This is a genomic window from Mesorhizobium sp. M0119 (genome assembly GCF_040322615.1).
Classification (GTDB): Bacteria; Pseudomonadota; Alphaproteobacteria; order Rhizobiales; family Rhizobiaceae; genus Mesorhizobium.
Genome location: NZ_JAMYTU010000005.1, coordinates 254,914 through 278,089, shown reverse-complemented (window position 1 = coordinate 278,089; position 23,176 = coordinate 254,914). Strand labels below are relative to the sequence as shown.

Below are 23,176 nucleotides of genomic sequence, written 5' to 3'. Positions count from 1 at the left end.
GTCATCCGATGCTGGCCTCCACTCCAGCCAGCATCTTGAATCACAAAACAGATAAATCTGGAATCCCCTTTGATTCCGTCAAAGGGGGAACCGCTCTAGGCGCCGCTACGCTGAACAGCACCTCACCGGGCCTTTTCGCCTCACCCGCCTACCCTACCCGCCTCAGCGATACTCGAAGATCGACCGGAATATCCCGGGCGCGATTACCGATAGCGGATTGACGTCGAGGATTGGCTTGTTGGCGTTGCCCCTGAGCCTGTAGGTGACGCCGATCAGGCCGCGGTCGCGGCCGTTGCCGAGCAGCGCGCCGATCAGCGGCAGTTCGCCGAAGATGCGGTTTACGCCATAGGCCGGCATGAACGTGCCGGTCATGTCCATATTGTTGTTCTGGTCGTAGAGCGTGCCCTGGAAGGTGGTGCCGATGCGCGAGCCGCGCAGCACGCCGTTGCGCAGCTTGAGATAGCCGCTGCCCTTGTCGATCTCGCTGAAACCGCGCTCGAACTTCACCCTCGACGTGTCGAGATTGCCTTTGACCGCCTCGTTGAGGCTGCGGCTGTCGCCGGCCGGCGTCGTCGATACGATCGAAGCGAGCTTCGGCTCGTTGACGACAAAGAAATTCCTGGCATCGACCTGGCCTTTCATCGGCCCGTCGCCGGCCCCGGTGAGCGCCAGCGTGATCGAGCCGCCTTCCATATGCTCGTAGATGTTGAGGAAGCGCAGTATGGCGCCGGCGTCGGCCGACTTCATGTTGAGCGTGCGCATGCCGCCGCCGGTCGTGTTGCTGACGGTGATCGCGGCCCCCGAACTTGCGGTGGCGCTCACCTTGAGCCCGTTTACCCGGGAGCCGGCGGCGCTGTAGTCGAGCTTCAGATTCGACAGCACCTCGTCGTGGAAGCCGGTCAGGGAGCTGACGTCGGCGCTGACCGAGATCGCATCGACGCCGGTGGTCTTGGTGGCGGTATCGACGTCGGACGTGAATTGCTTGATCAGCGAGCGTGCGTCCAGCGCGCTGCCGCTGACCTCGACCGCATAGGCCTTACCTGATCGCTTCACCGAGACGGCGACGTCGTCGCCCCTGTTCAACGTGACCTTGCTGAACCGGGCCGAGGACAAGGCGCCGTTGACCAGCACCGCGCTGCCGTCGATGGAGAAGGTCTTGCCGTCGAGTTCGAAATTGGACAGCGTCGTGGTGTCGCCGGTCTTCGCCATGGCGAAGACGACCTTGGCGGGAATGCCGGGGCCCTTGCTCCAGCCAGCCCAGGGAATGTCCAGCCTGGCATTGGTCAGGTCGGCCGACACGTTCTGGTTGCCGGTGCCGCTCTTGTCGATTGCCACCTTGATGGTTCCGGAAAGCAGCGTCGACAGGCCAGGCATGGCGGTGGCGCGCGTCTTGTCGTCGAGCACCAGCGCCACTTTACGACTGCGCGGCGGGCCGCCATCCCTGAGCGGCTCGATCAGGTCGAGCTCGGCCGGAATGCCGTTGAGCAGTGCCTTGGCCGAGATCACCGCCCGGTCGGGCGCGACCGTGATCGAGCCGTCGGCATGGCTGACCGTCTGGCCCTCGAACGGCTTGCCCAGCGACAGGTCCTTGTAGTCGAGCGCCACCAGCCAATCGAGTTTGGACGAGTCGACACCGGACTGCAGCGGAATATCGGCCTTGACGTGGCCGGCCACCGTGCCGGACAGGTCGTCCGGCAGCAGGCCGACATGGCGCATGGCGTTGATCGGGTCAAACGATGCCAGTTCGGCGATTGCCGGCGCCTCGCCGGCGACATCGATATCGAGCGCGCCGATCACCGGCGGATGGTTCGCCGCCTTGACGGTGAGCGTGCCGTTGCTCGCCGCCACGGTGCGGCCGCTCGGCATATAGACGCTGCCCGAGGACAGCGTGACGTCGACGTCGTTGCCGTGGAAGCCGACGACGCCGACGGCATCGCGGATCGGCGGAATGCGGCCGGCCGTGTCGAAACGCGATCCTTCGACCTGGAATCGGCCGAACACTTCATCGGCGGAAAGCGGCACGCCGTTGCCGAGCCGTCCGGGTACGACCTGGAATTGCAGGCTGCCATCGACGACGCGGCCGCCGAACAGGTTCTTAAGCACCCACAGCCTGGCATTGCGCGCCGAAAACCATGGCCATAATTGCTTGACGTGCGAGACCGGCATGTCGTGGACGTTGAGCGCCACCGATATGCCCGGCGCCTGGTTGGCCACGAATGAAACCGAAGCCGTGCCCAGCACTTCGCTGCCCGGTCCGGACCGGACGCCGATCTGCTCAGCGACCAGCTTTTGGCTCGTCGGCTGGTAGACGCCGGCAATACGGGCAATGAAGCTGAGCGCCGGCTCCGGCGAATCCGAAGGCGCCAGGGTCGAACCGTCGCTGGTCAGGTCGTAACGATAGGATGGCTCCTCGCCCGCTGTGCCGGTAGCCGGCTTCGGCCCGATCGAACCGGCGAAATCGAAGGTCGAGCGGCCGGTTTTCACCAGCAATCCGTCGACCTGGATCTTGTTCGACCCGGCGACGAGCGTCGCATCGAGATCGATGTCGGCCGGAAGCAGGCCGCGCGAACCGAGATCGAGCACCGATCCGGTCAGCGACAGGCCAGCGGTCAGCCGCGAGCCGTTGTCGCCGGCGCCTTCCGACCCCGCCAGCTTCAAGGCGATCGCGCCCAATTTGCCACCTGCTGCCGCAGTGTCGGCATCCGCCGCCTGGATACTGGCGTCCAGCGTGGTGATGCGTCGCGTCGCCGGATCGCGGGTGGCGGAAGCGGCGATGGTAAGCGCCCTGCCGTCGACATCCGCGTCGGATGAAAACTCCATGCTTCCCGGTCCCGACTGCGAGACGGAGGCGTCGGCGATGGTGACCGACTTGACCGATCCGGTCTCGGGCAGTGCCAGCTCGACGTTGCGCAGATCGATCTGGCGCATCGAATCCTCGCGCACCGCATCGAGCGCGCGATTGAGATTGGCGAAGACGGCGGCGGAAAGTTTTTCCGGATCGATGAGGCCGTCCTGGTTGCGCAGCCCGGCCGTCCAGTCGCCGCCGGACGGCATCGCCGCCATGACGATGTGCGCGTCGGAAATCCGGGCGCTGGTCAACCGCACCTCGCCCGAAAGCAGCGGGATCAGCCGGATGCCGAAGCGAACCCGGCCGGCATCGGCCATCGGTTTTCCGTCGGCGGTCTTGAGGCTGACGTCGCTGACCTGCAGTGCAATGAAGCTCGACCCGTCAAGCGTCAGCCGTGCCGGCCCGACGGCAACGTCGACATCGAAGCCGGCCAATTTCTCGATTGCCGTTTCGGCTTCCGCGCGAAGCCGCTCCGAGCCGAAGCCGGACACGCCGATCGCATAGACGCCGGCGGCAGCCAGCAGCACAAGGGCGACGAGGCCGGCAAACAGCCGCGCCATCAAACGAACGCCGCGACCGATCGACGCCTGGCCGAGCGGCGGGACGCGGCACGCGGACGGAAAGGTCCCCAGGTCGGTGATCTCGTCACGCCTGAACCTGATCTTCTCGTGCTGCGGCAGCTCCTGATCCACGTAATCTTCCGTTGAAACGAATTCGATCGTGGACGAATCCCCGCTCGACATTATATCGGTGCAGCCTGGCGCGTAACCTCAAACAAGGGCATCGGTATGGCTGACCTCGACGTGGGCGATGTTGCGCCGCAATTCGATCTTCCGCGCGACGGCGGCGGTTCACTCAATCTCGCCGCACTGCTGGGAAAGCCCATCGTACTCTATTTCTACCCACAGGACGACACCACAAGCTGCACCAGTGAGGCGATCGGCTTTTCGCAGTTGAAGCCGGAGTTCGAAAAGGCCGGCGCTGTCGTCATCGGGCTCTCGCCGGACAGCGTCAAGAAACACGACAAATTCAAGGCGAAATACGATCTGAGCGTCGACCTTGTCGCCGACGAAGAGCGCAAAGTGATCGAGGCGTACCATTTGTGGGTGGAAAAGAAGCTCTACGGCCGCACCTATATGGGCGTCGAGCGCGCGACGTTCCTGATTGGCCGGGACGGACGTATCGCCAGGATCTGGCGCAATGTCCGCGTCAAGGGGCACGCCGAAGACGTGCTGGAGGCGGTTCGCGCAATTTGAGAGCTGCGGCAGGCCGCCGCAATTCGATACCCGTTTTGCGCGAAGACAAAACTTTGTTAACCCTAATAATGTGTAATCAGGCTCGTCGTTGGTGTCGTAACGAAAGCTTGGTCCCGTGAACGTAGCCAGTCAGTCAGCGGTCTTCGGCAGACGCAAAGAGCCCCACACGGTCATCATCGCCCGGGGCGACCAGATAAGGCATTTCACCATACGCCCGTGGCTGGCTGCATTTTGCGGCTCGGCGCTGGCGGCGATCGTCATCGGCTACCTGCTGGCGACCTCCTATCTGGTGCTGCGCGACGATCTGATCGGCGCCACGACGGCGCGGCAGGCGCGCATGCAGCAGGCCTACGAAGACCGCATCTCGGCACTGCGCAGCCAGGTCGACCGCATCACCAGCCGGCAGCTTCTCGATCAGCAACTGATGGAAACCAAGGTCAGCGAGCTGCTGGAACGACAGAGCCAGCTCAGCCTGCGTCACGGCCGTCTCGGCCCGATCCTCGAACGAGCCGAAAACGAGGTCGCAACGCCGCCCATGCCGACGGCAAAGCCGGACGAACATGCCGACGCGACCGGCAGCATCCGGCCGATGGCCTATTCCGTCGCCAGCCTTGCTGCCCCCCTTGCCAGCAACGACACGAGGCCGTTCTCGCTGTGGTCGACCCGCGCCAATCCGCTGCCGAGCGAAAGCGCGGCCGACCGGGCAGACAAGCTCTTCGTTTCGATCAACAACTCGCTCAAAACCATCGAGAGCCAGCAGCTCACCCGCATCGCCACGCTGGCCGACAATGCCTACAGGAATGCCGACGCGATTTCACAGGCACTCGCGGCAGCCGGCCTGAAGGTCGACAGCGATTTCGGCAAAAGCGATGTCGGCGGCCCGCTGATACCACTCGACAGCTCGTTGGTCTTCGACAGCAAGGTCAAGGAGTTGGACGAAGCGCTTGACGCGCTGGATCATCTTAAAAAGGAAGCGCGCCGGCTGCCGCTCGCCAACCCCGCGCCCGGCCATAGCGTCACCAGCCCGTTCGGCGTGCGCACCGACCCTCTCCTCGGCACCGCCGCCCTGCATTCGGGGATGGATTTCAGGGCCCCGATCGGCATGCCCGCCAAGGTCACGGCAGCCGGCGTGGTCGTCAAGGCCGGATGGAACGGCGGCTACGGTCGCATGATCGAGGTCGACCACGGCAATGGTTTTGTGACGCGTTACGGGCATCTCAGCGAAATCGAGGTCGCCGTCGGCCAGAAGCTCGATGCCGGAGACATCATCGGCAAGACCGGCAACAGCGGCCGGTCGACCGGCCCGCACCTGCACTACGAGGTTCGCCACAATGGCGAAGCAATCGACCCGCTACGGTTTCTGACCGTCGGCAAGAAGGTCGCGCAGTACCTCTAGGAGCCGGGCTGCACCTCAGACGACCCAGCATTGAGCGGCATCGGGCCTGCGCAGCCAGGCCAAGGCGGCCTCGCGCAAGTATCCTCGGGCGATCGCCCTTCGCTCTATTCTCCCCAGCAAACATTCGGCTCCAACCCTTGAGGGCTTGTGCCCACAGCGTTGACTCCGGCGCAGTTGTAGGATGATATGTATAAGCCTATGCCTTAATCCAGAAGGCTTGTAATGACCGTTCATGGTATCCCGCCTGAAATTCTGAATGCCCTGGAGGGCACCGTCGGAAAAAGCGGCGTGGCTGCCGACGCTGCCGGCATGGCGAAATACCTCCTGGACTGGTCCGGGGATCATCGCGGCGGAGCCCTTGCGGTGCTGAAGCCTGCTTCCGTCAGCGAAGTCCAGGCTGTGGTGCGGCTCTGCGGCACGCTCGGGCTCGGAATCATCCCGCACGGCGGGAACACGGGGCTGGTGGCGGGCGCAATCGACATCGACTCCCGTAGCGCAGTGGTCGTCAGCCTGGAGCGGTTGAACGGCATCCGTCTCGTCGACGCCGACAATTTCATCCTGCAGGCCGACGCCGGCTGCATCCTGCAGCACATCAAGGATGCGGCGGAGGCACAGGATTGCCTGTTTCCGCTAGCGCTCGGCGCACAGGGAAGCTGCCAGATTGGCGGCAATGCGGCCAGCAATGCCGGCGGCACCAACGTGCTGCGCTATGGCATGGCGCGCGATCTCATCCTCGGCCTCGAAGTCGTCCTGCCCGACGGCGAGTTGTGGAGCGGCTTTTCCGGCCTGCGCAAGGACAATCGCGGCTACGACCTGAAGCAGCTCTTCATTGGCAGCGAAGGAACGCTCGGCATCATCACCGGCGTCGAGCTCAAGCTGTTCCCGAAACCGGCCCGGGTCGAGACAGCCTATCTCGGTCTCGCTTCGTTCGAAGCGGCCATCACCCTGTTCAGGCAGGCTCGCCGGGCCTCGTCCGATCTGATTTCTGCCTTCGAGATCATTGGTTCGGAGTGCATCGACCTCGCGCGTTTGATCGACGCAGACGTCGTTTCGCCGGTCGAAGCTCCCGTCCACGTGCTGATCGAACTCTCCGCAAGTGCTGCGGTCGATCTGCGCTCCATGCTGGTCGATTTCCTGGCCGGAGCCATGGAGAGCGGCCTGGTTGCCGATGCCGTCCTTGCTGAAAGCGTTGCGCAGGCCAGGGCGTTCTGGGCCATTCGCGAAGGCTTGGTCGAGGGCCAGGCAAGACGCGGCTACCATGTGCGCACCGACCTTGCGGTCAGGATATCGGACATCCCTGCCCTCATCGATCAGGCCCGCCAATTCGTGGCGCTGGAACATCCCGGTTGGCTGCCGCAGGCCTATGGCCATGCCGGCGACGGCAATATCCATTTCAACGTCCTGCCACCGCCTGGGCTCGCCGAGGGTGAAGCTCGTGCCCAGGGCGCGGAGATCACCGCCGGACTCTACCAGATCGTCGGCGCACTTGGCGGCTCGATCAGCGCCGAGCACGGTATCGGCCGCACCCGCCATCGCACTTTCTGGGCCGGCCTGGCGCCTGCCCATCGCCGGCTCATAACGGCGCTCAAAACAACGATCGATCCTCAGGGGTCAATGAATCCTGGCTGCCTGCTGCCACCGACGGAGACCTTTCCATGAAGCAAAGACTGGCCGCTATCGGCACGGTGGAGGCGCTGCCGCATCGCGTCGCCGCATTCCTCAGCCGCGAGATCGAATCCGGCGAGCTCAATCCGGGCACGCGGCTGCCGACCGAGCAGCAGCTCTCGGAAAAATTCGGCGTCAGCCGCAACGTAGTGCGCGAGGCGATCGCTCAACTCAGGGCCGATGGCATGATCGAAGCCCGGCAAGGCGTCGGCGCCTTCGTGCTGGCGCCGGAGCAGCGCGCGTCGATCCGCATCGATGGCGAGGCGCTGAAGGCGACCGGGAATATGGAGCGGCTGTTCGAGCTGCGTTGCATACTGGAAGCCGAGTCAGCCGCGCTCGCCGCCGAACGGCGCGGGCAGGAGCACCTCGACGCAATCAAGGCAGCGCTCGACCGGATGAGCGGCGAGGAGCGCTGGGAAGAAGGCAGCATCGACGCCGACCTTTTGTTCCATCGCGAGATCGCGCGGGCGACCGGCAACAATTACATCCACACCTTTATCTCTTTCGTTTGCGAGCAGATCCGCCGCTCGATCCACTACGCGCGCCTCACCAATCCGCTGCACGACCTGGTCGAAGTCAATGTTGGGGAGCATGTGCGCATCTACGAGGCGTTGGTCGCCGGAGATCCCACGGCCGCCGAGGCGGCGATGCGCGCCCATATCGTCGGCGCCGCCGACCGCGTCGGCGTCAAGCTGCCGGCATCGCGCGCCGCGCACAGCACAGGGAGCTAGCCATGCCGCTCGGAGGCGCATATGCGATTTCGGACGTCTGCCTGCTCGTCGAAAACATCGAGCGGACGGTTGAATTCTACGTCGAGAAACTCGGCTTTCGCCTGCGGCGTCGCGCCGAGGGCTTTGCCGACTTCCATGGCGAGGGCGTCACGCTGGCGGCGTGGGAGATCGATCACATCAACCGGCACACCGGCGTCTCGAAATTGGGGTCGCCGCGCCAGGCGCACAAGGTCTGTGTGGCGGTCAGGCTCGACGCGCCCGGCGAGATCGACCGGCTCCATGGCGAATTGGCGGCCAAGGGTGTGCCCTTCTACGGCCCGCCGGCGGATTATGTCTGGAATGCGCGCTGCGCCTATTTCACCGATCCAGACGACACGCTTTGGGAATTATACGCCTGGCTCGACGGCGGCCCCGGCGACTACCACGACGAACAGCCGTAGACGACGCCGCGCCACGGGAACGGCGCGCAATGAAGAGACGAGAACGTCTTGCAACAGGAGCGAAAAATGAGTGGGAACAGAGACTACGACATGAACCGCCGCAGCTTCGTGAAAGCCGGCTTCGCCGCCGTCGCGGCAGCTTCGGCCGGAATGCAGCTCGTGCTGACGCCCGGCGCCAAGGCTGCCGGAAAGGTCGTCATCCAGTATGATTGGCTGATGTCCAACGGACAGATCGGCGACATCGCCGCCGTCGCCAACGGCTATTTCAAGGACGTGGGTCTCGAGGTGGAATTCAGCCCGGGCGGTCCCAATGCGGCGACGGTGCCGCCGGTGATTTCCGGGGCCGCACAACTCGGCCAGTTTTCTGAAACACCCCAGCTCTACGCGGCGCGCGCCAGCGGCGTGCCGGTGAAGATCATCGCCTGCGGTTTCCGCACCGGTCCCTATGCCTTCACTTCGAAGCCTGCCAAGCCGATCCGCGGCGTGGCCGATCTCAAGGGAAAGAAGATCGGCATCCAGCCGACGGCGCGCTTCGTCATCGATGAGATCCTGGCCAAGAACGGCATTGATCCGTCCGAGGTCACCGTCGTCAATGTCGGCTTCGACAAGGCGCCGCTGGTGCGCGGCGACGTCGACGCGATTGGCGGATGGATCACCAACACCCAGGCGCTGAGCGTCGTCGGCGACGACAGGATCGATCTTCTGGTACGCGATCTCGGCCTGAACTCCTATGCCGATGTCTATTTCGCTACCGACACCGCGATCGAACAGGATGCGGAAACGCTGGCGAAATTCATCGGCGCCGTGGCCAAGGGCTGGGGCTGGGTGCACGCCAATCCGCAGGAAGCCGTCAAGAAGATGGTCGCGGCCTATCCGGAAATGGACCTCGGTTGGGAGCAGAAGACGATCAATCTGGTGCTGAAACTTTCCTTCGACGGTGCAACCGCCAAGGACGGATGGGGAACCTTCGATCCCGCCTCGATCGAGGAGCAGCTGGCACTGCTGGACAAGGTCGGCCAATACCCGAACGGCCGGCCCGCGGCAGCCGATGTCTACACCACCAAGATACTCGAATTGTCGGCCGCCGACCGACCCAAGCTCGACGCGCCCGCCGCTTGATGGCGAACGCGATCGAGGCCCGCAGACTGGATGTCGGCTATGGCGGCCGGCAGACGGCGGTGAAAGTGCTCACCGGTCTCGACCTGTCGGTCGCGGCCGGCTCCTTCCTGTCGATCCTTGGACCTTCGGGATGCGGTAAGTCGACCCTGCTCCGTGTGGTCGCGGACCTGCTCGATCCGCTCGGCGGCTCGATCAGCGTGCTTGGCGACACACCGCATGCGGTCCGTTCGCGGCGCGACGTCGGCTTCGTCTTCCAGGACTCGACCCTGCTGCCCTGGCGCACCGTGCGCGACAACGTCCGCCTGCCGCTCAATGTCGGACAGGGACGCCTGACCCGGACAATCGACGACCGAACCGACGAGCTGCTTGATCTGATGGGGCTAGCCGGGTTCGGTGAGCGTCTGCCGCACCAATTGTCCGGCGGCCAGCGCCAGCGCGTTGCGATCGCCCGGGCGCTGCTCGGGCAACCCAGGCTGCTTTTGATGGACGAGCCTTTCGGCGCGCTGGACGAGATCACCCGCGACCGACTCAACGACGAGCTTTTGTCGTTGTGGCGGCGCACCGGCGCGACCATCCTTTTCGTTACTCATTCGATCGCCGAAGCCGCCTATCTCGGAGAACGGGTCATCGTTCTCGCCGCCAATCCGGGCCGCCTGGCCAGGGACCTCGACATGCGGCCGTTCAAGCAGGCGGGCAACCGCTGTTCGCGCGAGGATCCGGCGATCGTTGCCGCGATGGCCGAACTGCGCGGCGCGCTGGAACAGGCCTCATGAGGCAGGCGCCCTTGCCATCGGCGCTGGCCGTCGCACTGCCCGTTTTTGGCGCGGCCTCGATTCTGCTCGCCTGGCAGTTCGTGCTGCCATGGCTTGGCGTGCCGGCCTATATCGTGCCGACGCCGACGGCCATATCAAGCGTGTTCCGGAAGAGTCTCGCTTTACTGCTCAGCAATCTCTGGCCGACGCTGATCGAGGCACTGGCGGGATTTGTCGTCGGCAATCTCGCCGGTGTGCTGCTGGCGGTGGTTTTCGTGCACAGCCGCATCCTGCAGGCCGCCTATTTTCCGGTCGTGCTGTTCTTCAACACCATTCCCATCCTGGCGCTGTCCCCGATTATCATCCTGATCTTCGGGCTCGGCATGACGCCGAAGATCGTGATCGCTGCGGTGATCTGCTTCTTCCCGACGCTGGTCAACATGATCCGCGGGCTGGACTCGGCCAGCGACAACGAGCACGAACTGTTCCGGGTGCTATCGGCTACGCGATGGGAGATCTTCTGGAGCCTGCGCCTGCCAAAAGCATTGCCGATGCTGTTCTCCTCGCTGAGAATTGCTTCGGCCACGGCCGTGATCGGCGCCATTGTCGGCGAGTGGATCGGGTCGGACAAGGGCCTCGGCGCGCTCATCATCCAGGCGACCTTCAACTATCAGTCGGACCGGCTCTATGCGGCGATCGTGCTATCGTCGTCCTTGTCGATCGCGATGTTCTCTATCGTGGTTCTGCTGGAGCGACGTGCCATCCGCTATTGATCATGCCGTCGAGCGGCCATCCGCCAGGTTCGCTGTGCGCGGGCTGTAATTTATTTTTGAATTCCATTTGACTGAATAAATCTTCGGTGCCAGTCTGGCCTTCTCTCGAGGGCGCAAGGCATGGCACTGCGGGGAACCAATCAGGAGTTCGGGCGGCCGTATAACCGGCGCATAGTGCTCGAATCGATCCGCCTTCATGGCCCGATCGCCCGTGGCGACATTGCCAGGCGGGTCGGGCTCACCGTGCAGACGGTGTCGACCATCGTTCGCGAGCTGGAAGAACACGGTTACGTGCTGTCGCTGCGCGAAGAGCCCAAGGGCCGCGGCCTGCCGCCGGCAACGCTGCGCATCAATCCGGAAGGCGGCTATGCCGTCGGCATTCACGTCACCCCCCTCGGCATCAATGCCGCGCTGATCAACCTAAGCGGCGACGTCATCGAGAGCACCTACCGCGAAGCCCCAAATGCAACGCCCGACCACGCGTTCGAGCTGATCGGCGCCATGGTGCTCGAATTGACCGCATTGCGGCCCGGTGGCCGCGTTCTCGGCATCGGCATGGCGCTGCCCGGACCGTTCGGCGTGGAGTCCATGAGCTTTGTCGGGCCGACCACGATGACGGGCTGGAAGGATGTGGCGCTGCGCGAGCGGCTGGCCGCCTCGACCGGGCTGCCGGCCTTTTTCGAAACCGACATGGCGGCGGCTGCTATCGGCGAGCGCCTTTATGGCCTCGGCACGGCATATTCCGAGTATTACTATCTCTATTTTGGCGTCGGTCTCGGCGGCGTCATGGTGCATGACGGAGCCGCATTGCGCGGCGCCTGGGGAAATGCCGGCGAGATCGGCCACATTCCCGCTGTGCCGGGCGGCGAGCCCTGCCCGTGCGGCAATCGCGGCTGCCTCGAACGGTATCTCTCGCTCGAGGCGCTGCGGCGCCGTAACATAGCCGACGCCGACTGGGTGAGCGAGATTGCGCCGATCTTCCGCAACGCCGTCACCATCATCGAAAATCTGTTCGACCCCGAAACCATCATCCTCGGCGGGCTGGCGTCCACCGATCTGCTCGAAAGGCTTGCCGGCGCGGCTGCGCATCTGCCCAATTCGGTCTCGGCGCGAAGCGACCGCACGACGCCCCGCGTCAGCGTCGCGCGCGGCGGCCAGCACGCGGTGTTGCGCGGCGCCGCCGCACTTGCCGTTTCCGGGGTGCTGTCGCCACGCTTCGGCCAGATCTTCACCGCCGAACGCGAACGCGGGCGGGATCTCTTGCATAACAAGGGGATCGCAGCATGAGCGAACCGCTGCTGGTGCTCGATAACGTTGCCAAGAATTACGGCGCCATCGAAGCGCTGAAAGGCATCAGCTTTTCGATCGGCAAGGGCGAAGTGGTGGCTCTTTTGGGGGACAACGGCGCCGGCAAATCGACGCTGGTCAAGATCATTGCCGGCGGCCTGGAGCCGACCTCCGGCCGCATGCTGTTCGAAGGCAAGGAATTCCTCGCCAAATCCCCCGCCGAGGCAAAGGCTGCGGGGATCGAGACGGTCTACCAGGACCTGTCGCTTTGCACCAATGTCGACGTGGTCGCCAATTTCTTCATGGGCCGCGAGATCACCACCAAGGTTCTCGGCATTCCGGTGCTCGACGAGCGCGCCATGGAGCAGGTGGTGCAAAAGGCGCTGGCCAGCGCCGGCCCCCGCCTTCCCTCGCTTCGCACCAATGTCGAGCACCTCTCCGGCGGTCAGCGGCAGGCCATCGAGCTTAACCGTTTCGTGCATTTTGGCGGCAAGCTGGTGCTTCTCGATGAGCCGTTCGCAGCGCTCGGCGTCGAGCAGACGCGGCGCGGCCTCGACATGATCCGTCAGGTGGCGAGCCAGGGCATAGGTGTCGTCATCATCACCCATATCATGCAGCAGGCCTTCCAGGTCGCCGACCGGATCGTGGTGATCCGGCAAGGCGTCGTGGCTGGCGATGTCGCACGCAACAAAACAAGTCCCGACGCGGTGATCAACATGATCACCGGAGAGACGCTCGCCGGTGCCGGACCGGCGAGCTGAGGGACAAATGAGGGGTCCGGCGCAAGAGGAGCGAACGACATGAAGAAAATACTTCTTTCCGTCTTCGGTATCCTGGCACTGGCCTTTGCCACGCTCACGCCGGCATTCGCTCAGTCGAAGGGCACCGTCTACTACATGGTGCCGACATTGCTCGATGAGTTCCAGACCGGCTCGGTGAGCGCGCTGGAACTGTTCCTGAAGCAGGTCGGCTACGAGATGAAGACGCTGAACGCCGACAACAAGACCGACGCTCAGCAATCGCAGATGAACGACGTCATCGCGCTGAAGCCGGCGGCGATCATCCTTGCCGCCGTCGATTTCAATGCGCTGAAACCGTCTATCGAGGCCGCCCGTGCCGCCGGCATCCCGGTCGTCGAGTTCGACCGCCAGATCACCTCGACCCCGTCCGACTTCACCTCGGTGGCCGGAACTGTCGAGATCGGCTACGTCGCCGCCGATCAGGCGCAAAAACTCCTGACCGCGAAGAACGGCTCGGTGAAGGGCAAGATCCTGCAGGTGCTCGGCGATCCGGGCGATCCCTACACGCTCGATATCCAGAAGGGTTTCGAGGAGAAGATGAAGGCGTTCCCGGACGTCAAGATCATCTCGCTGCCCGCCATGCAATGGGCAGCGGATGCAGCCGGGACCATCGTGAACGACCAGCTGCTCGCTAACCCCGACATCGACCTGATCTTCAGCCATGCCGCGCATCTTTCGGTCGCTGCCGTCGCCTCGCTCGAGGCCGCCGGCAAGAAACCGGGCGACGTTATGCTGATGAGCTCGAACGGCGCTCCGGTCGGCCTCGACCTGATCCGCAAGGGCTGGCTCAATGTCGAAGTCGAGCAGCCGCTCTACGCCCAGGCCGCGGCGGTCGCCATGTTCATGGACAAAGTGGTCAACAAGCAGGAGATCAAGCCAGGCGAATATGATGTGCTTGGCCTGAAATCGACCCTGACCAAGGAAGCGTGGGGGCCGAACATCAAGATCCCCGGCGCTGCGATCACCAAGGAAAATGTCGATAACCCGGCCTTCTGGGGCAACATGAAGCCGCCGACCGAAACCATAAAGCCGGTCGAATAGCAAACTCGCCAGAAGCTCCGGGCCATGCCGGCCCGGAGCCCAGCCCTGCAGCCCCGGTGCGTTCAAACGGACGCGCACGGGAATGCTGCAGCAATTTTCAACCGCGCTGATCTTTCCGAAAACCGAGTGGTCTTTCGGGGTCGGCGCCAACCGGATCCGCAGATGAACCCCCGCACGCGCCAAACCCTCGAGTTCATCCTCGACAATCTCGTCTGGTTCATGCTGGTCTTCGTGCTGGTGGTCTTTTCCATCCTTATCCCGAACTATTTTCAGCTCGGCATCTTCGCCAACATCATCGAGGCGTCGAGCGTGCTCGGCGTGATGTCGATCGGCTTGGCGCTGGTCATCATCGCCGGCCATATGGACCTGTCGGTCGAATCGGTGGCGGCGCTCAGCGCCATGGCGGTCGGGATCTTGTTCTGCTCGTCGGGCATCGGCCTTGGCATCCAGTTGCAGCCGCAATGGCTGATGGTTCCGGTTTCGCTGCTCATCGCACTTGCCGTCGGCGGCCTCATCGGCGCCTTCAACGGCTATCTGGTGGTCAGGGTGAAGATGAGCGCCTTCATAATCACGCTGGCTTCTTACATCTGGGTGCGCGGCCTGGTGCTGGTCATCTCCGGCGGCCGCTCGGCGCAGGACCTTGCGCCGGCGATCCGCTGGTTCGGCATCCAGCGCCTGGGCGGCCTGCCGCTGACTGCCTGGATCGCCATTGCGTGTTTCGTGGTGTTCTCGCTGATCATGGCCAAGACGCCCTTCGGCAGGCATCTGGTCATGATCGGCGGCAACGAGACGGCGACCTTCCGCGCCGGCATCCGCGTCAACCGCAACCTGGTCATAGCCTTCGTTCTCGCCGGCGCCATCGCCGGCCTTGCCGGTTGGCTGCTGGCAATCCGCACCTCCGGCGCAACCGCCAATCTCGGCGTCGGCCTGTTGTTCAATGCCTTCGCCGCGGTCGTCATCGGCGGCGTCAGCCTGAAAGGCGGCGTCGGCACCTTGCCCGGCGTCTATGCCGGCGTGCTGCTGCTCTCGGCCATCAACACGGCGATCAACTTGATGGGCCTGCCGGCCAACTTCACCCAGGTGATCCACGGCCTGCTGGTGCTCGCCGCCGTGCTGCTCGACGCATTCAAGCAGACCATTCGCCAGAGGCTCGCATGAGCAGCCGACCGCAAGCCGGGCGACTTTTTGGCAAGGTGGCGCTGGTCATCGGCGCTGCGCGCGGCATCGGCAAGGCGATCGCACAGCGCTTTGCCGAGGAAGGCGCAAAGCTGGTGCTGGCCGATACCGAGACCGAAGCCGGACAAGCAACGGCAGATGAGGTCGGCGCCCACTTCATTCGCACCGACATTTCGCAGATGGCCGATGCGGAAGCCGCCGTGGCGCTGGCCCTCGACCGTCACGGCCGGCTCGACATCATGGTGCAGAATGCCGGCATTTATCCCTGGCAATTGCTGGAAAACACCAGTCCCGACGACTGGGACCGGGTCATGGCAGTGAACTTGCGTGGCAGCTTCATCGCCGCGCGCGCCGCACTGGTGCCGATGAAGGCGCAGCACTTTGGCCGCATGCTGTTCACCTCCTCGATCACCGGCCCGCATGTCACCAGCCCCGGCCACGGCCATTATTCTGCGACCAAGGCCGGCATCAATGGGCTGATCCGTTCGGCTGCGCTCGAATTTTCGGGCTACGGCATTACAGTCAACGGCGTCGAGCCCGGCAACATCCTCACCGAAGGCATAGAGCAGCATCGCGGTGCGGCCTTCATCAAGAACATGGAAGACGCCATCCCGCTCGGCCGCCTCGGCAGCCCGCGCGATGTGGCCAATGCCTTCCTGTTCCTGGCCTCTGACGATGCCAGTTACATCACCGGCACGACCATCATCGTCGATGGCGGGCAGCTTTTGCCCGAGGGCAAGGATTTCCGGCTGCTGCCGCCATGATCCTCGATTTCGGCGGCGGTTTCTTCCTGCGCCGGGCGACCGCCGCCGATCACCAGGGGCTTGCGATGATCTGTCTCAAGACCGGCGATGCCGGCAAGGACGCCAGCGGCCGCGAGGACGACCCGGAACTGCTCGGCCTGCTCTACACTATTCCCTACCAGGTGCTCGAACCCGAGCTGGCCTTCATTATCGATAGTCCCGCAGGTGCGGCCGGCTACCTGCTTGGCGCGGCCGATACGGCCGCTTTCAATGCCAGCCTGGCGTCAGACTGGTATCCCGACCTGCAGCGACGTGTCGCCGACCCGGGATCCGACAGCTCACACTGGCGCGGCAGCGATTGGGCGCGGCATCAGATCCACCACCCCGATTTCGCTGTCCCGCCTGCACTGGCGGCCTATCCGTCGCACGGCCACATCGACCTGTTGGCGCAAGCGCGCGGGAAAGGCATCGGCAGGCGCGCGATGGCCTTCCTCGAGCAGCGCCTTGCCGCGAGAGGCTCGACCGGCATCCACCTCGAAGTCATGGCGGAGAACGATGATGCGCTAAGGTTCTACAAGGCGATCGGATTGGAGGTGGTGCAGGTGCCGAAGCGTTGTGTTTATGTGGCGAAACGGCTTGCTCATGCTCCGGCGATTGCAGGCTGAGCTGCGGCAAGCAATCGCTCAGGTTACCGGGAGGCTTATAGAACTACGATGCTGCCGTTCTGCAGCAGCCAGCTGCCCCGCGTGAACACCTTTGCCGCGGGAACGAAACCTTCGTCGGGACCACGTGTTCCACCACAAAAAAAGTCCGCAGCATCAACACGGTGCGGGCTAATTCGAGTGTTAGCGGAGCGTCTACTAGTCCAGCGGAAGCGGAAGGGGAGCATCCGTAACCGTTCCCCCGGCCACAATCGAGAGCACATAAAGCAGATAAATGGCTAACACCAACAGCGCAAGGAATGAACCGCTGGCAAAGACTCCTGCAACCGTGGCGTCGGGATAAGGTTCAACTTTTTCTTTCTTGAAGATATCTTCTTCGTTACCGGTTGTCACAACCCGTTCGCTTGGAAGCCGGTTTTTTTCAGCCTCCTTCGATATCTTATCCGCGAGATCTCCTGCGATCACAGGATCATTCGGAAGATGACTCGTAAGCCACCCAGGAATATTTTCGCTTCCGCCCATGCCCATATGCAAGTAAGATTCAGTTTTCTTTTGTGCTCCTTTAAATTACTGTAAGTTTTAACTTTCGGCAATCGTTTGCCGCATAGCGAGGCATGAGACCAGACTTAAGTCCCAACAGAAAGACCGTTTGAATCAGACTAAAGTCCTAGTAGACCCATCCGCGTCACCCGAACCGTGAAGCATTTGCGAGCGGAGATACGGTAACGACAACGAAACCATTGGTTGTGTTGAGGCTGGTGCTTGCCTGCGGACAACTCAGTATCGAGGGTCCGTGTGCACTACGGGGACCTTAGCGTCGACAAACCACGTGCGTGTTAGCCAACCTCGATACGATCACCCTCGACGCGCCTGCCTTGGCTCTGCGACCTCTTCAGCAGTGAATGTGACGCCTCGATCAGCCGGCGCGATAGGGCGATCGTGTAGCGAAGTTCCTCAATCAGCGCGCTTCCGTGTTCAGTGGTCTGACGAGCACGTGCTGCTGAGATATTATCAGTTCGCGAGGGAATTCTTTCACGTTCCGACCTCCAAGCCATGCCGACATTATCGCGAAGGGTCAACGCCCGGCATTGACTCTTATCCGGGCAAGGAAAGAACCCTGCCCGCCGTCTTTTCGATGCGGCCGGGCGATCAGAGATTGCGCCGGGCGGGTCAGCTTTGGGCCGATGGAGTGTAGCCCGATGCACGCAGATTGGCGAAATGATAAAGGACACCAGATGGTTGCGTCTACCAATCGCCAGTTGGACGAGTCGCCTGCAGTGCAGGCGTATGAGCCTGACGTGGCACGAACATGCCTGGTTGAAACACGTGGCGGAAAATGGTGGGCGATGACGGGCTCGAACCGCCGACATCTTCGGTGTAAACGAAGCGCTCTACCAACTGAGCTAATCGCCCGCTCCGGGCCGGACCTTTAAGCAGTTAGGACCGGCTTCGCAAGGCCAAATGAGCGGCCAGCGGCTTGGCCGGGAGCCGGTTCGGCAACAAAGTTCTGCTTGTCAAAAAACCTTCTGCTGTTTGCTGTTATGCTGTCCGGGTCCGCTTGACACCCGGTGGCTTACCCCTTATCCACCGCCCCAACGACGAACACGGCTGACACGTGCTCGTCCATGCGCGGGTGTAGCTCAGTTGGTTAGAGTGCCGGCCTGTCACGCCGGAGGTCGCGGGTTCGAGCCCCGTCACTCGCGCCATTTCTCCTTGGGGTCACGTCCCCTTGATGTCGGAGAAATGTCGACGTTGATTTGTCAAAACCATCTTCTTTCGTGACCCAGTCCGGGTTCATTGCTTCGAATGGCATCGATCCTCATCCATCGACCTGCCAGCCTGTTGTGGTCCAGCCTGAAGACGATAATCTCTCGGACAGGCGCCGGGTCTAACCCATTCGCTCCCGCTTACAGTCTCATCCCGCAGCGACGGCTTCACTCCCTGGCCAGCAGTGCCTCGACTTCCGGCAGCGTCGGCATGGACGGGGCGGTGCCTGGACGCGTCACCGAGATGCCGGCGACGGCGCAGGCGAAGCGCACCGCCTGCAGGGGTTCCATCCCCCTCGACAGCGCCGCCGCCAGGCCGCCATTGAAGGCGTCGCCCGCGCCGGTGGTCTCGATGACCGGGCCGGCGGCGACCGCCGCGACATGCTCGGAACGATCGGCCGCATGCAGCAGCGCACCCTTTTCGCCGAGCGTCACGATGACCGTGCCAACGCCTTTCTCCAGCAGACTGTCGGCGGCACGGCGGGCATCGTCGATGGAGGACACCTTGATGCCGGTCAGTTCCTCGGCCTCAGTCTCGTTCGGCGTGACATAGTCGCAAAGCGTATAGATGCGGTCCGGAAGCTTTGCCGCCGGCGCCGGGTTGAGGATGGTGGTCACCCCTGCCCCGCGCGCGATCTCCAGCGCCCGCAGCGCCGCCTCGATCGGCTGTTCGAGCTGGGTGACGAAGACGCCGGCCGCGCGGATCAGCCCGGCATTTGCCTCGATGTCGGCGGGCGAGATCAGCATCGCCGCGCCGGGGCTGACGATGATGGCGTTGTTGCCGCTCGTCTCCTCAATGAAGATATAGGCGGCACCGGTGTAGCTTTCCGGCGTGTCGATGACGGCGCTCTTCACGCCGGCCTGCAACCAGGTCTGTCTCGCCATATCGGCAAAGGGGTCGACCCCGAGGCGGGTCAGGAAGGTGACGTCGGCGCCGAGCCGGCCGGCCGCCACCGCCTGGTTCGAACCCTTGCCGCCGGGGCCGAGCGTAAAGGACGTGCCCAGGATCGTCTCGCCCATGCGCGGCTGGCGGGCGGCGCGGTAGGCGGTGTCGGCGACGAAGACGCCCAATATGACAACAGGCTTCATGACGATCGGTCTCGCCGGCATGCCGCTACTCCGCATCTGGTGGCACGACGCCCTTGCGGAAGGCAAAACAGCCATAGAAGCGGCGCTCGCCGGTCTGAATGACGCAATAGGCCTTCTTGGCGCGTTCGTAGAAGGCGTAGCGCTCGACCGAGATCATCGGCCAGGCCTTGCCCTCGGCGGCATCGATCTCTTTTTGCACTTCCTGCTGCACGGCGGGGATGTCGTCCGGCCTGCCGACGATCTCCATGCGCGCGGCGGCATCGTCGACGAAGGTGTCCAGCGGATAGAGCGAAAGCACCGCTTTGGCCACGTCGGCCGCCGACGCATCGATGCGCAGCAGCCGGCCAAGCACAGTCTGGCGCGCCACCGAATCGGACGGGAAATTAGTGTCGGCGATAATCAGATCGTCGCCGTGTCCCATCGCCCGCAGCGCCTGCAGCACATCGGCATTGAGCAGCGGATTGATTCCTTTGAGCATGGTATTCCTCGCGAAGTTTGCTGGGCGAAATCAGAGACGCTTGCCGGTCTCTGCGTCGAAGAGATGCACCTGGTCGAGCCGCGGTTTCAGGTGCAGTGTGTCGCCCGGCTTGAAGTCGTGGCGTTCACGGAACAGCGCCACCATCTCGCCCTCGCCGAAGCGCAGGAACACCAAAGTCTCGGAACCGGTCGGCTCGACCACCGAAATCTTCGCCGGAACACCATCGGGATGGATTTCGAGATGCTCGGGCCGCACGCCGTAGACGACATTGCGGCCATCTTCCACGGCACTGTTCGCCGCAATCGGGAACGGCGTCCCATTGATCTCGACAAACGGGATCTCGACGACGGGCTTGTCGCCCTTGCGCACGACGCCCTTGAGCAGGTTCATCGAGGGCGAGCCGATGAAGCCGGCGACAAACAGGTTGGCCGGCCGGTCGAACAATTCCAGCGGCGCGCCGACCTGTTCGATGCGACCGTCGCGCATCACCACGATCTTGTCGGCCATGGTCATGGCCTCGATCTGGTCGTGGGTGACGTAGATGGTGGTGGTCTTCAGCCGCTGGTGCAGTTCCTTGATCTCGGTGCGCATCTGGACACGCAGCTTGGCATCGAGATTGGAGAGCGGCTCGTCGAAGAGGAACACCTGCGGGTTGCGCACGATGGCGCGGCCCATGGCGACGCGCTGGCGCTGGCCGCCGGAGAGCTGGCGCGGATAGCGCTTGAGGTAGGGGTTGAGGTCGAGGATGTCGGCGGCGCGCTTGACCCGGTCAGTGACCACCGCCGGGTCGGTTTTGCGCAGCTTGAGAGCAAAGGCCATGTTCTGCTCGACCGTCTTGTGCGGATAGAGCGCGTAGTTCTGGAACACCATGGCGATGTCGCGCTTGGCCGGCGGCAGATGGTTGACGACGCGCTCGCCGATGGCAATGGTGCCGCCGGAGACCGTTTCCAGCCCGGCCACCATCCTCAGCAGCGTGGACTTGCCGCAGCCGGAAGGCCCGACCAGCACCACGAACTGCCCGTCGGCGATGTCGACGCTGACATCGTGCAGAACCTTGACGGTTCCGAACGCCTTGGCCACATTGCGGATCGCGACTTGAGCCATCATTCCCCCTTCATTTGCCGTGAAGCTAAACAACGCAAACGGCGAGGGCAAGTCGGTCTCTTATAGATAAAAAACCCATTCACGTTGACACCGCACTTCGTTGTGCGAATAGTGACAACTGCCCGGCTTATGACCCTGTTCCGGGCGCACCGGTACGCTTGTCCGGCACTGAATGCCAAGCGTCGCGGGAGGGAGAATTCGGGCCGCTATTTACGGGAGTCGCTGTCGTTGGGGAACATAATCGGCGCTCCACCATCTGAACCAATTCGCAATTGACCTTCTGGGAGGAACGAGATGAAAGTCAGCCTTTATAACCAACTTGTCCGCGCCGGGGCCACCCGCCGCGACGTGCTGAAGGGAGCGGCCAGCATGGCCGCCCTCGCCGCGGCCTCAAGCGCCGGACTTGGTGCCCTGTCGCGCCCGGCTGCGGCCGCCGACGATCTGCGCGCGCAGATCCTGCAGATCCCGGGCGTCGGCAAGGGTCAGCCGACCGATGCCGATTTCCAGCAGGTCGGCGAACTTTGCCTGGGCGCCACCAAGGCAAATGTCAAGGAAGGCGAATTCGCCGGCGTCGAACTCACCTTCATGGGCCTCAACAACCAGAACCTGCACAATGTGCTGTTTCGCGGCTTCCTGAAACCGTGGGAGACCTATACCGGCGCCAAGATCAACTGGATCGACCTGGCGCAGGCCGACTACAACGCCCGCCTGCAGCAGTCGATTGCGACCGGCACCGTCGATTTCGACATCATCGAAATGGGGGCACCGTTCGAAGGCGACGTCTGCGGCAAGGGTCTCACCTCCGAGATGCCGGACTGGGTCAAGGACCAGATCGACATGAAGGATGTCGTGGCCTATCTGCAGCCGCCGGTGGGCACATGGGACGGCAAGCAATATCGCGTGACCGTTGACGGCGACGCACATAATTTCAACTACCGCACCGACGTGTTCGCCGATGCCGACCTCGTCAAGGCCTGGAAGGACGGCGGCGGAGAAGGCGAATGGGGCGTGCCGAAGACCTGGCAGCAGGTGCAGGCGGTGACGAAATTCCTCAAGGGCAAGCAGGTGAAGGGCCAGGATGTCTTTGGCTATCTCGATGCGCCCAAGCCCTGGGGCGGTTTCGGCTTTTATTTCCTCGGCAGCCGCGCCAGCGCCTACGCCAAGCATCCCGATGACAAGGCATGGCTGTTCGATGCCGACACGATGAAGCCGCGCGTCAACAATCCGGCATGGGTGCGGGCGATCCAGGACGTCATCGATGCCCTGCCCTCCGAGCCTGCCGACCAGATCAACGCCGACCCGAACACCACCGCCTTCCAGCAATTCCTGGCAGGCACCGGTTCGATGGTTACCTGGTGGGGCGACGTCGGTTCGAACGTCAAGACCAACGATTCCTCGGTCGTCGGCGACATCACCGGCTTCTCGATCCTGCCGGGCTCGGACGATGTCTACAACTCCAAGACCGGCCAGTGGGACAAGCTCGCCAGCGGCCCGAACCATGCGCCGAACTGCGCCTATCTCGGCTGGGGCGTCTATGTCATGGCCCGCGTCGACAGCGACGAAAAGAAGAAGAAGGCCGCATGGTCTGCCGCTGCTCATCTCGGCGGCAAGGACCTGTCGCTCTGGTGCGCGGCCTATCCGTCGGGTTTCCAGCCCTATCGCAACTCGCATTTCAACATTCCGGAATGGGTGGCGGCGGGCTACGACGAGGCGTTCATCACCTCGTATCTGAAGTCGGAAGCCGACAGCTACAACCATCCCAACGCAGCGATCGAGCCGCGCATCCCCGGCATCTTCCAATACTACAGCGCCGCCGAGGACATTTTGGCCAACACCTTTGCCGGCAAGATGAAGGCGCAGGAAGGCGCCGACGCCATCGCAGCCGCCTGGGAGAAGCTGACCGACCAGATCGGCCGCGACAACCAGGTCAAGCTCTACAAGGCCTCGCTCGGCATGTAGGCTGAGATCGTGAAACTTGGTCCGGCAGCGCACAGCCGCCGGACCTCCCCTTGACCGACTTGGCCTCGACCGGCTCGGCCGGTCATCGAGC

At 63.4% G+C, this 23,176-nt stretch carries 20 protein-coding genes and 2 tRNA genes; 16 read left to right on the top strand and 6 right to left on the bottom strand.

Going from position 1 to position 23,176, the window contains the following annotated elements; genetic code table 11:
* Positions 1-162: 162 nt before the first annotated feature.
* Positions 163-3,540, bottom strand: coding sequence for a hypothetical protein (locus NKJ40_RS07850; protein WP_352465590.1), 3,378 nt, complete (start codon positions 3,538-3,540; stop codon positions 163-165).
* 96 nt (positions 3,541-3,636) lie between these two features.
* Here NKJ40_RS07850 and NKJ40_RS07845 point away from each other — a divergent pair, with 96 nt between their 5' ends.
* The 14 genes from NKJ40_RS07845 (at position 3,637) to NKJ40_RS07780 (ending at position 16,692) form a co-directional block, all read left to right on the top strand.
* Positions 3,637-4,104: a peroxiredoxin gene (locus NKJ40_RS07845; protein WP_352465589.1), complete on the top strand. Its 468-nt coding sequence runs from the start codon at positions 3,637-3,639 to the stop codon at positions 4,102-4,104.
* 115 nt (positions 4,105-4,219) lie between these two features.
* Positions 4,220-5,500 carry a M23 family metallopeptidase gene (locus NKJ40_RS07840; protein ID WP_352465588.1) on the top strand — a complete coding sequence of 427 codons (1,281 nt, stop codon included), beginning with the start codon at positions 4,220-4,222 and terminating at the stop codon, positions 5,498-5,500.
* A gap of 222 nt (positions 5,501-5,722) precedes the next feature.
* The gene (locus NKJ40_RS07835) at positions 5,723-7,159 is read left to right on the top strand and encodes an FAD-binding oxidoreductase (RefSeq protein ID WP_352465587.1); all 1,437 of its coding nucleotides are present in this window, start codon (positions 5,723-5,725) and stop codon (positions 7,157-7,159) included.
* Positions 7,156-7,896: a FadR/GntR family transcriptional regulator gene (locus NKJ40_RS07830; RefSeq protein ID WP_352465586.1), complete on the top strand. Its 741-nt coding sequence runs from the start codon at positions 7,156-7,158 to the stop codon at positions 7,894-7,896. The genes NKJ40_RS07835 and NKJ40_RS07830 overlap by 4 nt, the downstream gene beginning before the upstream one ends.
* A gap of 2 nt (positions 7,897-7,898) precedes the next feature.
* A complete protein-coding gene (locus NKJ40_RS07825) occupies positions 7,899-8,336 on the top strand; it encodes a VOC family protein (protein WP_352465585.1) in 438 nt (145 codons plus the stop codon).
* Positions 8,337-8,426: 90 nt separating this feature from the next.
* Positions 8,427-9,455 (top strand): ABC transporter substrate-binding protein, encoded by a 1,029-nt coding sequence (locus NKJ40_RS07820; protein ID WP_352465596.1) that lies wholly within the window; start codon positions 8,427-8,429, stop codon positions 9,453-9,455.
* Positions 9,455-10,228, top strand: coding sequence for an ABC transporter ATP-binding protein (locus tag NKJ40_RS07815; protein ID WP_352465584.1), 774 nt, complete (start codon positions 9,455-9,457; stop codon positions 10,226-10,228). Before NKJ40_RS07820 ends, NKJ40_RS07815 begins: the two co-directional genes overlap by 1 nt.
* The gene (locus NKJ40_RS07810; RefSeq protein WP_352465583.1) at positions 10,225-10,980 is read left to right on the top strand and encodes an ABC transporter permease; all 756 of its coding nucleotides are present in this window, start codon (positions 10,225-10,227) and stop codon (positions 10,978-10,980) included. Before NKJ40_RS07815 ends, NKJ40_RS07810 begins: the two co-directional genes overlap by 4 nt.
* 120 nt (positions 10,981-11,100) lie before the next feature.
* Positions 11,101-12,267 (top strand): ROK family transcriptional regulator, encoded by a 1,167-nt coding sequence (locus NKJ40_RS07805; RefSeq protein ID WP_352465582.1) that lies wholly within the window; start codon positions 11,101-11,103, stop codon positions 12,265-12,267.
* The gene (locus NKJ40_RS07800) at positions 12,264-13,028 is read left to right on the top strand and encodes an ATP-binding cassette domain-containing protein (protein ID WP_352465581.1); all 765 of its coding nucleotides are present in this window, start codon (positions 12,264-12,266) and stop codon (positions 13,026-13,028) included. The genes NKJ40_RS07805 and NKJ40_RS07800 overlap by 4 nt, the downstream gene beginning before the upstream one ends.
* Positions 13,029-13,067: 39 nt before the next feature.
* Positions 13,068-14,108, top strand: a complete 1,041-nt coding sequence (locus tag NKJ40_RS07795; protein WP_292663104.1) for a sugar ABC transporter substrate-binding protein — start codon at positions 13,068-13,070, stop codon at positions 14,106-14,108.
* Positions 14,109-14,270: 162 nt separating this feature from the next.
* Positions 14,271-15,266 (top strand): ABC transporter permease, encoded by a 996-nt coding sequence (locus NKJ40_RS07790; protein WP_031193507.1) that lies wholly within the window; start codon positions 14,271-14,273, stop codon positions 15,264-15,266.
* Positions 15,263-16,048 (top strand): SDR family NAD(P)-dependent oxidoreductase, encoded by a 786-nt coding sequence (locus NKJ40_RS07785; RefSeq protein ID WP_352465580.1) that lies wholly within the window; start codon positions 15,263-15,265, stop codon positions 16,046-16,048. Before NKJ40_RS07790 ends, NKJ40_RS07785 begins: the two co-directional genes overlap by 4 nt.
* On the top strand, positions 16,045-16,692 hold the full coding sequence (locus NKJ40_RS07780) for a GNAT family N-acetyltransferase (RefSeq protein WP_352465579.1): 648 nt from the start codon (positions 16,045-16,047) through the stop codon (positions 16,690-16,692). Before NKJ40_RS07785 ends, NKJ40_RS07780 begins: the two co-directional genes overlap by 4 nt.
* 195 nt (positions 16,693-16,887) lie before the next feature.
* Here the strand turns inward: NKJ40_RS07780 and NKJ40_RS07775 are convergent, their stop codons facing one another.
* A complete protein-coding gene (locus tag NKJ40_RS07775) occupies positions 16,888-17,211 on the bottom strand; it encodes a hypothetical protein (RefSeq protein WP_352465578.1) in 324 nt (107 codons plus the stop codon).
* 815 nt (positions 17,212-18,026) lie between these two features.
* Positions 18,027-18,102, bottom strand: a tRNA-Val gene (locus NKJ40_RS07770).
* Positions 18,103-18,318: 216 nt separating this feature from the next.
* Between NKJ40_RS07770 and NKJ40_RS07765 the strand changes: the two genes are divergently transcribed.
* Positions 18,319-18,395, top strand: a tRNA-Asp gene (locus NKJ40_RS07765).
* A gap of 228 nt (positions 18,396-18,623) precedes the next feature.
* Here NKJ40_RS07765 and rbsK read toward each other — a convergent pair.
* The 3 genes from rbsK to NKJ40_RS07750 are packed head-to-tail and all read right to left on the bottom strand — an operon-like array spanning position 18,624 to position 21,126.
* Entirely contained in the window at positions 18,624-19,565 is a 942-nt protein-coding gene (rbsK, locus tag NKJ40_RS07760) for a ribokinase (RefSeq protein ID WP_352465577.1), read from the bottom strand.
* Between the two features lie 4 nt (positions 19,566-19,569).
* Positions 19,570-20,022, bottom strand: a complete 453-nt coding sequence (locus NKJ40_RS07755) for an RbsD/FucU family protein (protein WP_352465576.1) — start codon at positions 20,020-20,022, stop codon at positions 19,570-19,572.
* Between the two features lie 30 nt (positions 20,023-20,052).
* Positions 20,053-21,126 carry an ABC transporter ATP-binding protein gene (locus NKJ40_RS07750; RefSeq protein WP_352465595.1) on the bottom strand — a complete coding sequence of 358 codons (1,074 nt, stop codon included), beginning with the start codon at positions 21,124-21,126 and terminating at the stop codon, positions 20,053-20,055.
* A gap of 294 nt (positions 21,127-21,420) precedes the next feature.
* On the opposite strand from NKJ40_RS07750, the gene NKJ40_RS07745 reads away from it, so the two are divergent.
* On the top strand, positions 21,421-23,085 hold the full coding sequence (locus tag NKJ40_RS07745; protein WP_352465575.1) for an ABC transporter substrate-binding protein: 1,665 nt from the start codon (positions 21,421-21,423) through the stop codon (positions 23,083-23,085).
* Positions 23,086-23,176 lie beyond the last annotated feature (91 nt).

Coding starts and splice junctions, on each gene's coding strand:
- NKJ40_RS07810 (WP_352465583.1), top strand. CDS start 10,225: ATGAGGCAGGCGCCCTTGCCATCGGCGCTGGCCGTCGCACTGCCCGTT.
- NKJ40_RS07780 (WP_352465579.1), top strand. CDS start 16,045: ATGATCCTCGATTTCGGCGGCGGTTTCTTCCTGCGCCGGGCGACCGCC.
- NKJ40_RS07805 (WP_352465582.1), top strand. CDS start 11,101: ATGGCACTGCGGGGAACCAATCAGGAGTTCGGGCGGCCGTATAACCGG.
- NKJ40_RS07825 (WP_352465585.1), top strand. CDS start 7,899: ATGCCGCTCGGAGGCGCATATGCGATTTCGGACGTCTGCCTGCTCGTC.
- NKJ40_RS07785 (WP_352465580.1), top strand. CDS start 15,263: ATGAGCAGCCGACCGCAAGCCGGGCGACTTTTTGGCAAGGTGGCGCTG.
- NKJ40_RS07815 (WP_352465584.1), top strand. CDS start 9,455: ATGGCGAACGCGATCGAGGCCCGCAGACTGGATGTCGGCTATGGCGGC.
- NKJ40_RS07820 (WP_352465596.1), top strand. CDS start 8,427: ATGAACCGCCGCAGCTTCGTGAAAGCCGGCTTCGCCGCCGTCGCGGCA.
- NKJ40_RS07775 (WP_352465578.1), bottom strand. CDS start 17,211: ATGGGCGGAAGCGAAAATATTCCTGGGTGGCTTACGAGTCATCTTCCG.
- NKJ40_RS07745 (WP_352465575.1), top strand. CDS start 21,421: ATGAAAGTCAGCCTTTATAACCAACTTGTCCGCGCCGGGGCCACCCGC.
- NKJ40_RS07790 (WP_031193507.1), top strand. CDS start 14,271: ATGAACCCCCGCACGCGCCAAACCCTCGAGTTCATCCTCGACAATCTC.
- NKJ40_RS07800 (WP_352465581.1), top strand. CDS start 12,264: ATGAGCGAACCGCTGCTGGTGCTCGATAACGTTGCCAAGAATTACGGC.
- NKJ40_RS07835 (WP_352465587.1), top strand. CDS start 5,723: ATGACCGTTCATGGTATCCCGCCTGAAATTCTGAATGCCCTGGAGGGC.
- NKJ40_RS07830 (WP_352465586.1), top strand. CDS start 7,156: ATGAAGCAAAGACTGGCCGCTATCGGCACGGTGGAGGCGCTGCCGCAT.
- NKJ40_RS07755 (WP_352465576.1), bottom strand. CDS start 20,022: ATGCTCAAAGGAATCAATCCGCTGCTCAATGCCGATGTGCTGCAGGCG.
- NKJ40_RS07750 (WP_352465595.1), bottom strand. CDS start 21,126: ATGGCTCAAGTCGCGATCCGCAATGTGGCCAAGGCGTTCGGAACCGTC.
- NKJ40_RS07845 (WP_352465589.1), top strand. CDS start 3,637: ATGGCTGACCTCGACGTGGGCGATGTTGCGCCGCAATTCGATCTTCCG.
- NKJ40_RS07795 (WP_292663104.1), top strand. CDS start 13,068: ATGAAGAAAATACTTCTTTCCGTCTTCGGTATCCTGGCACTGGCCTTT.
- rbsK (WP_352465577.1), bottom strand. CDS start 19,565: ATGCCGGCGAGACCGATCGTCATGAAGCCTGTTGTCATATTGGGCGTC.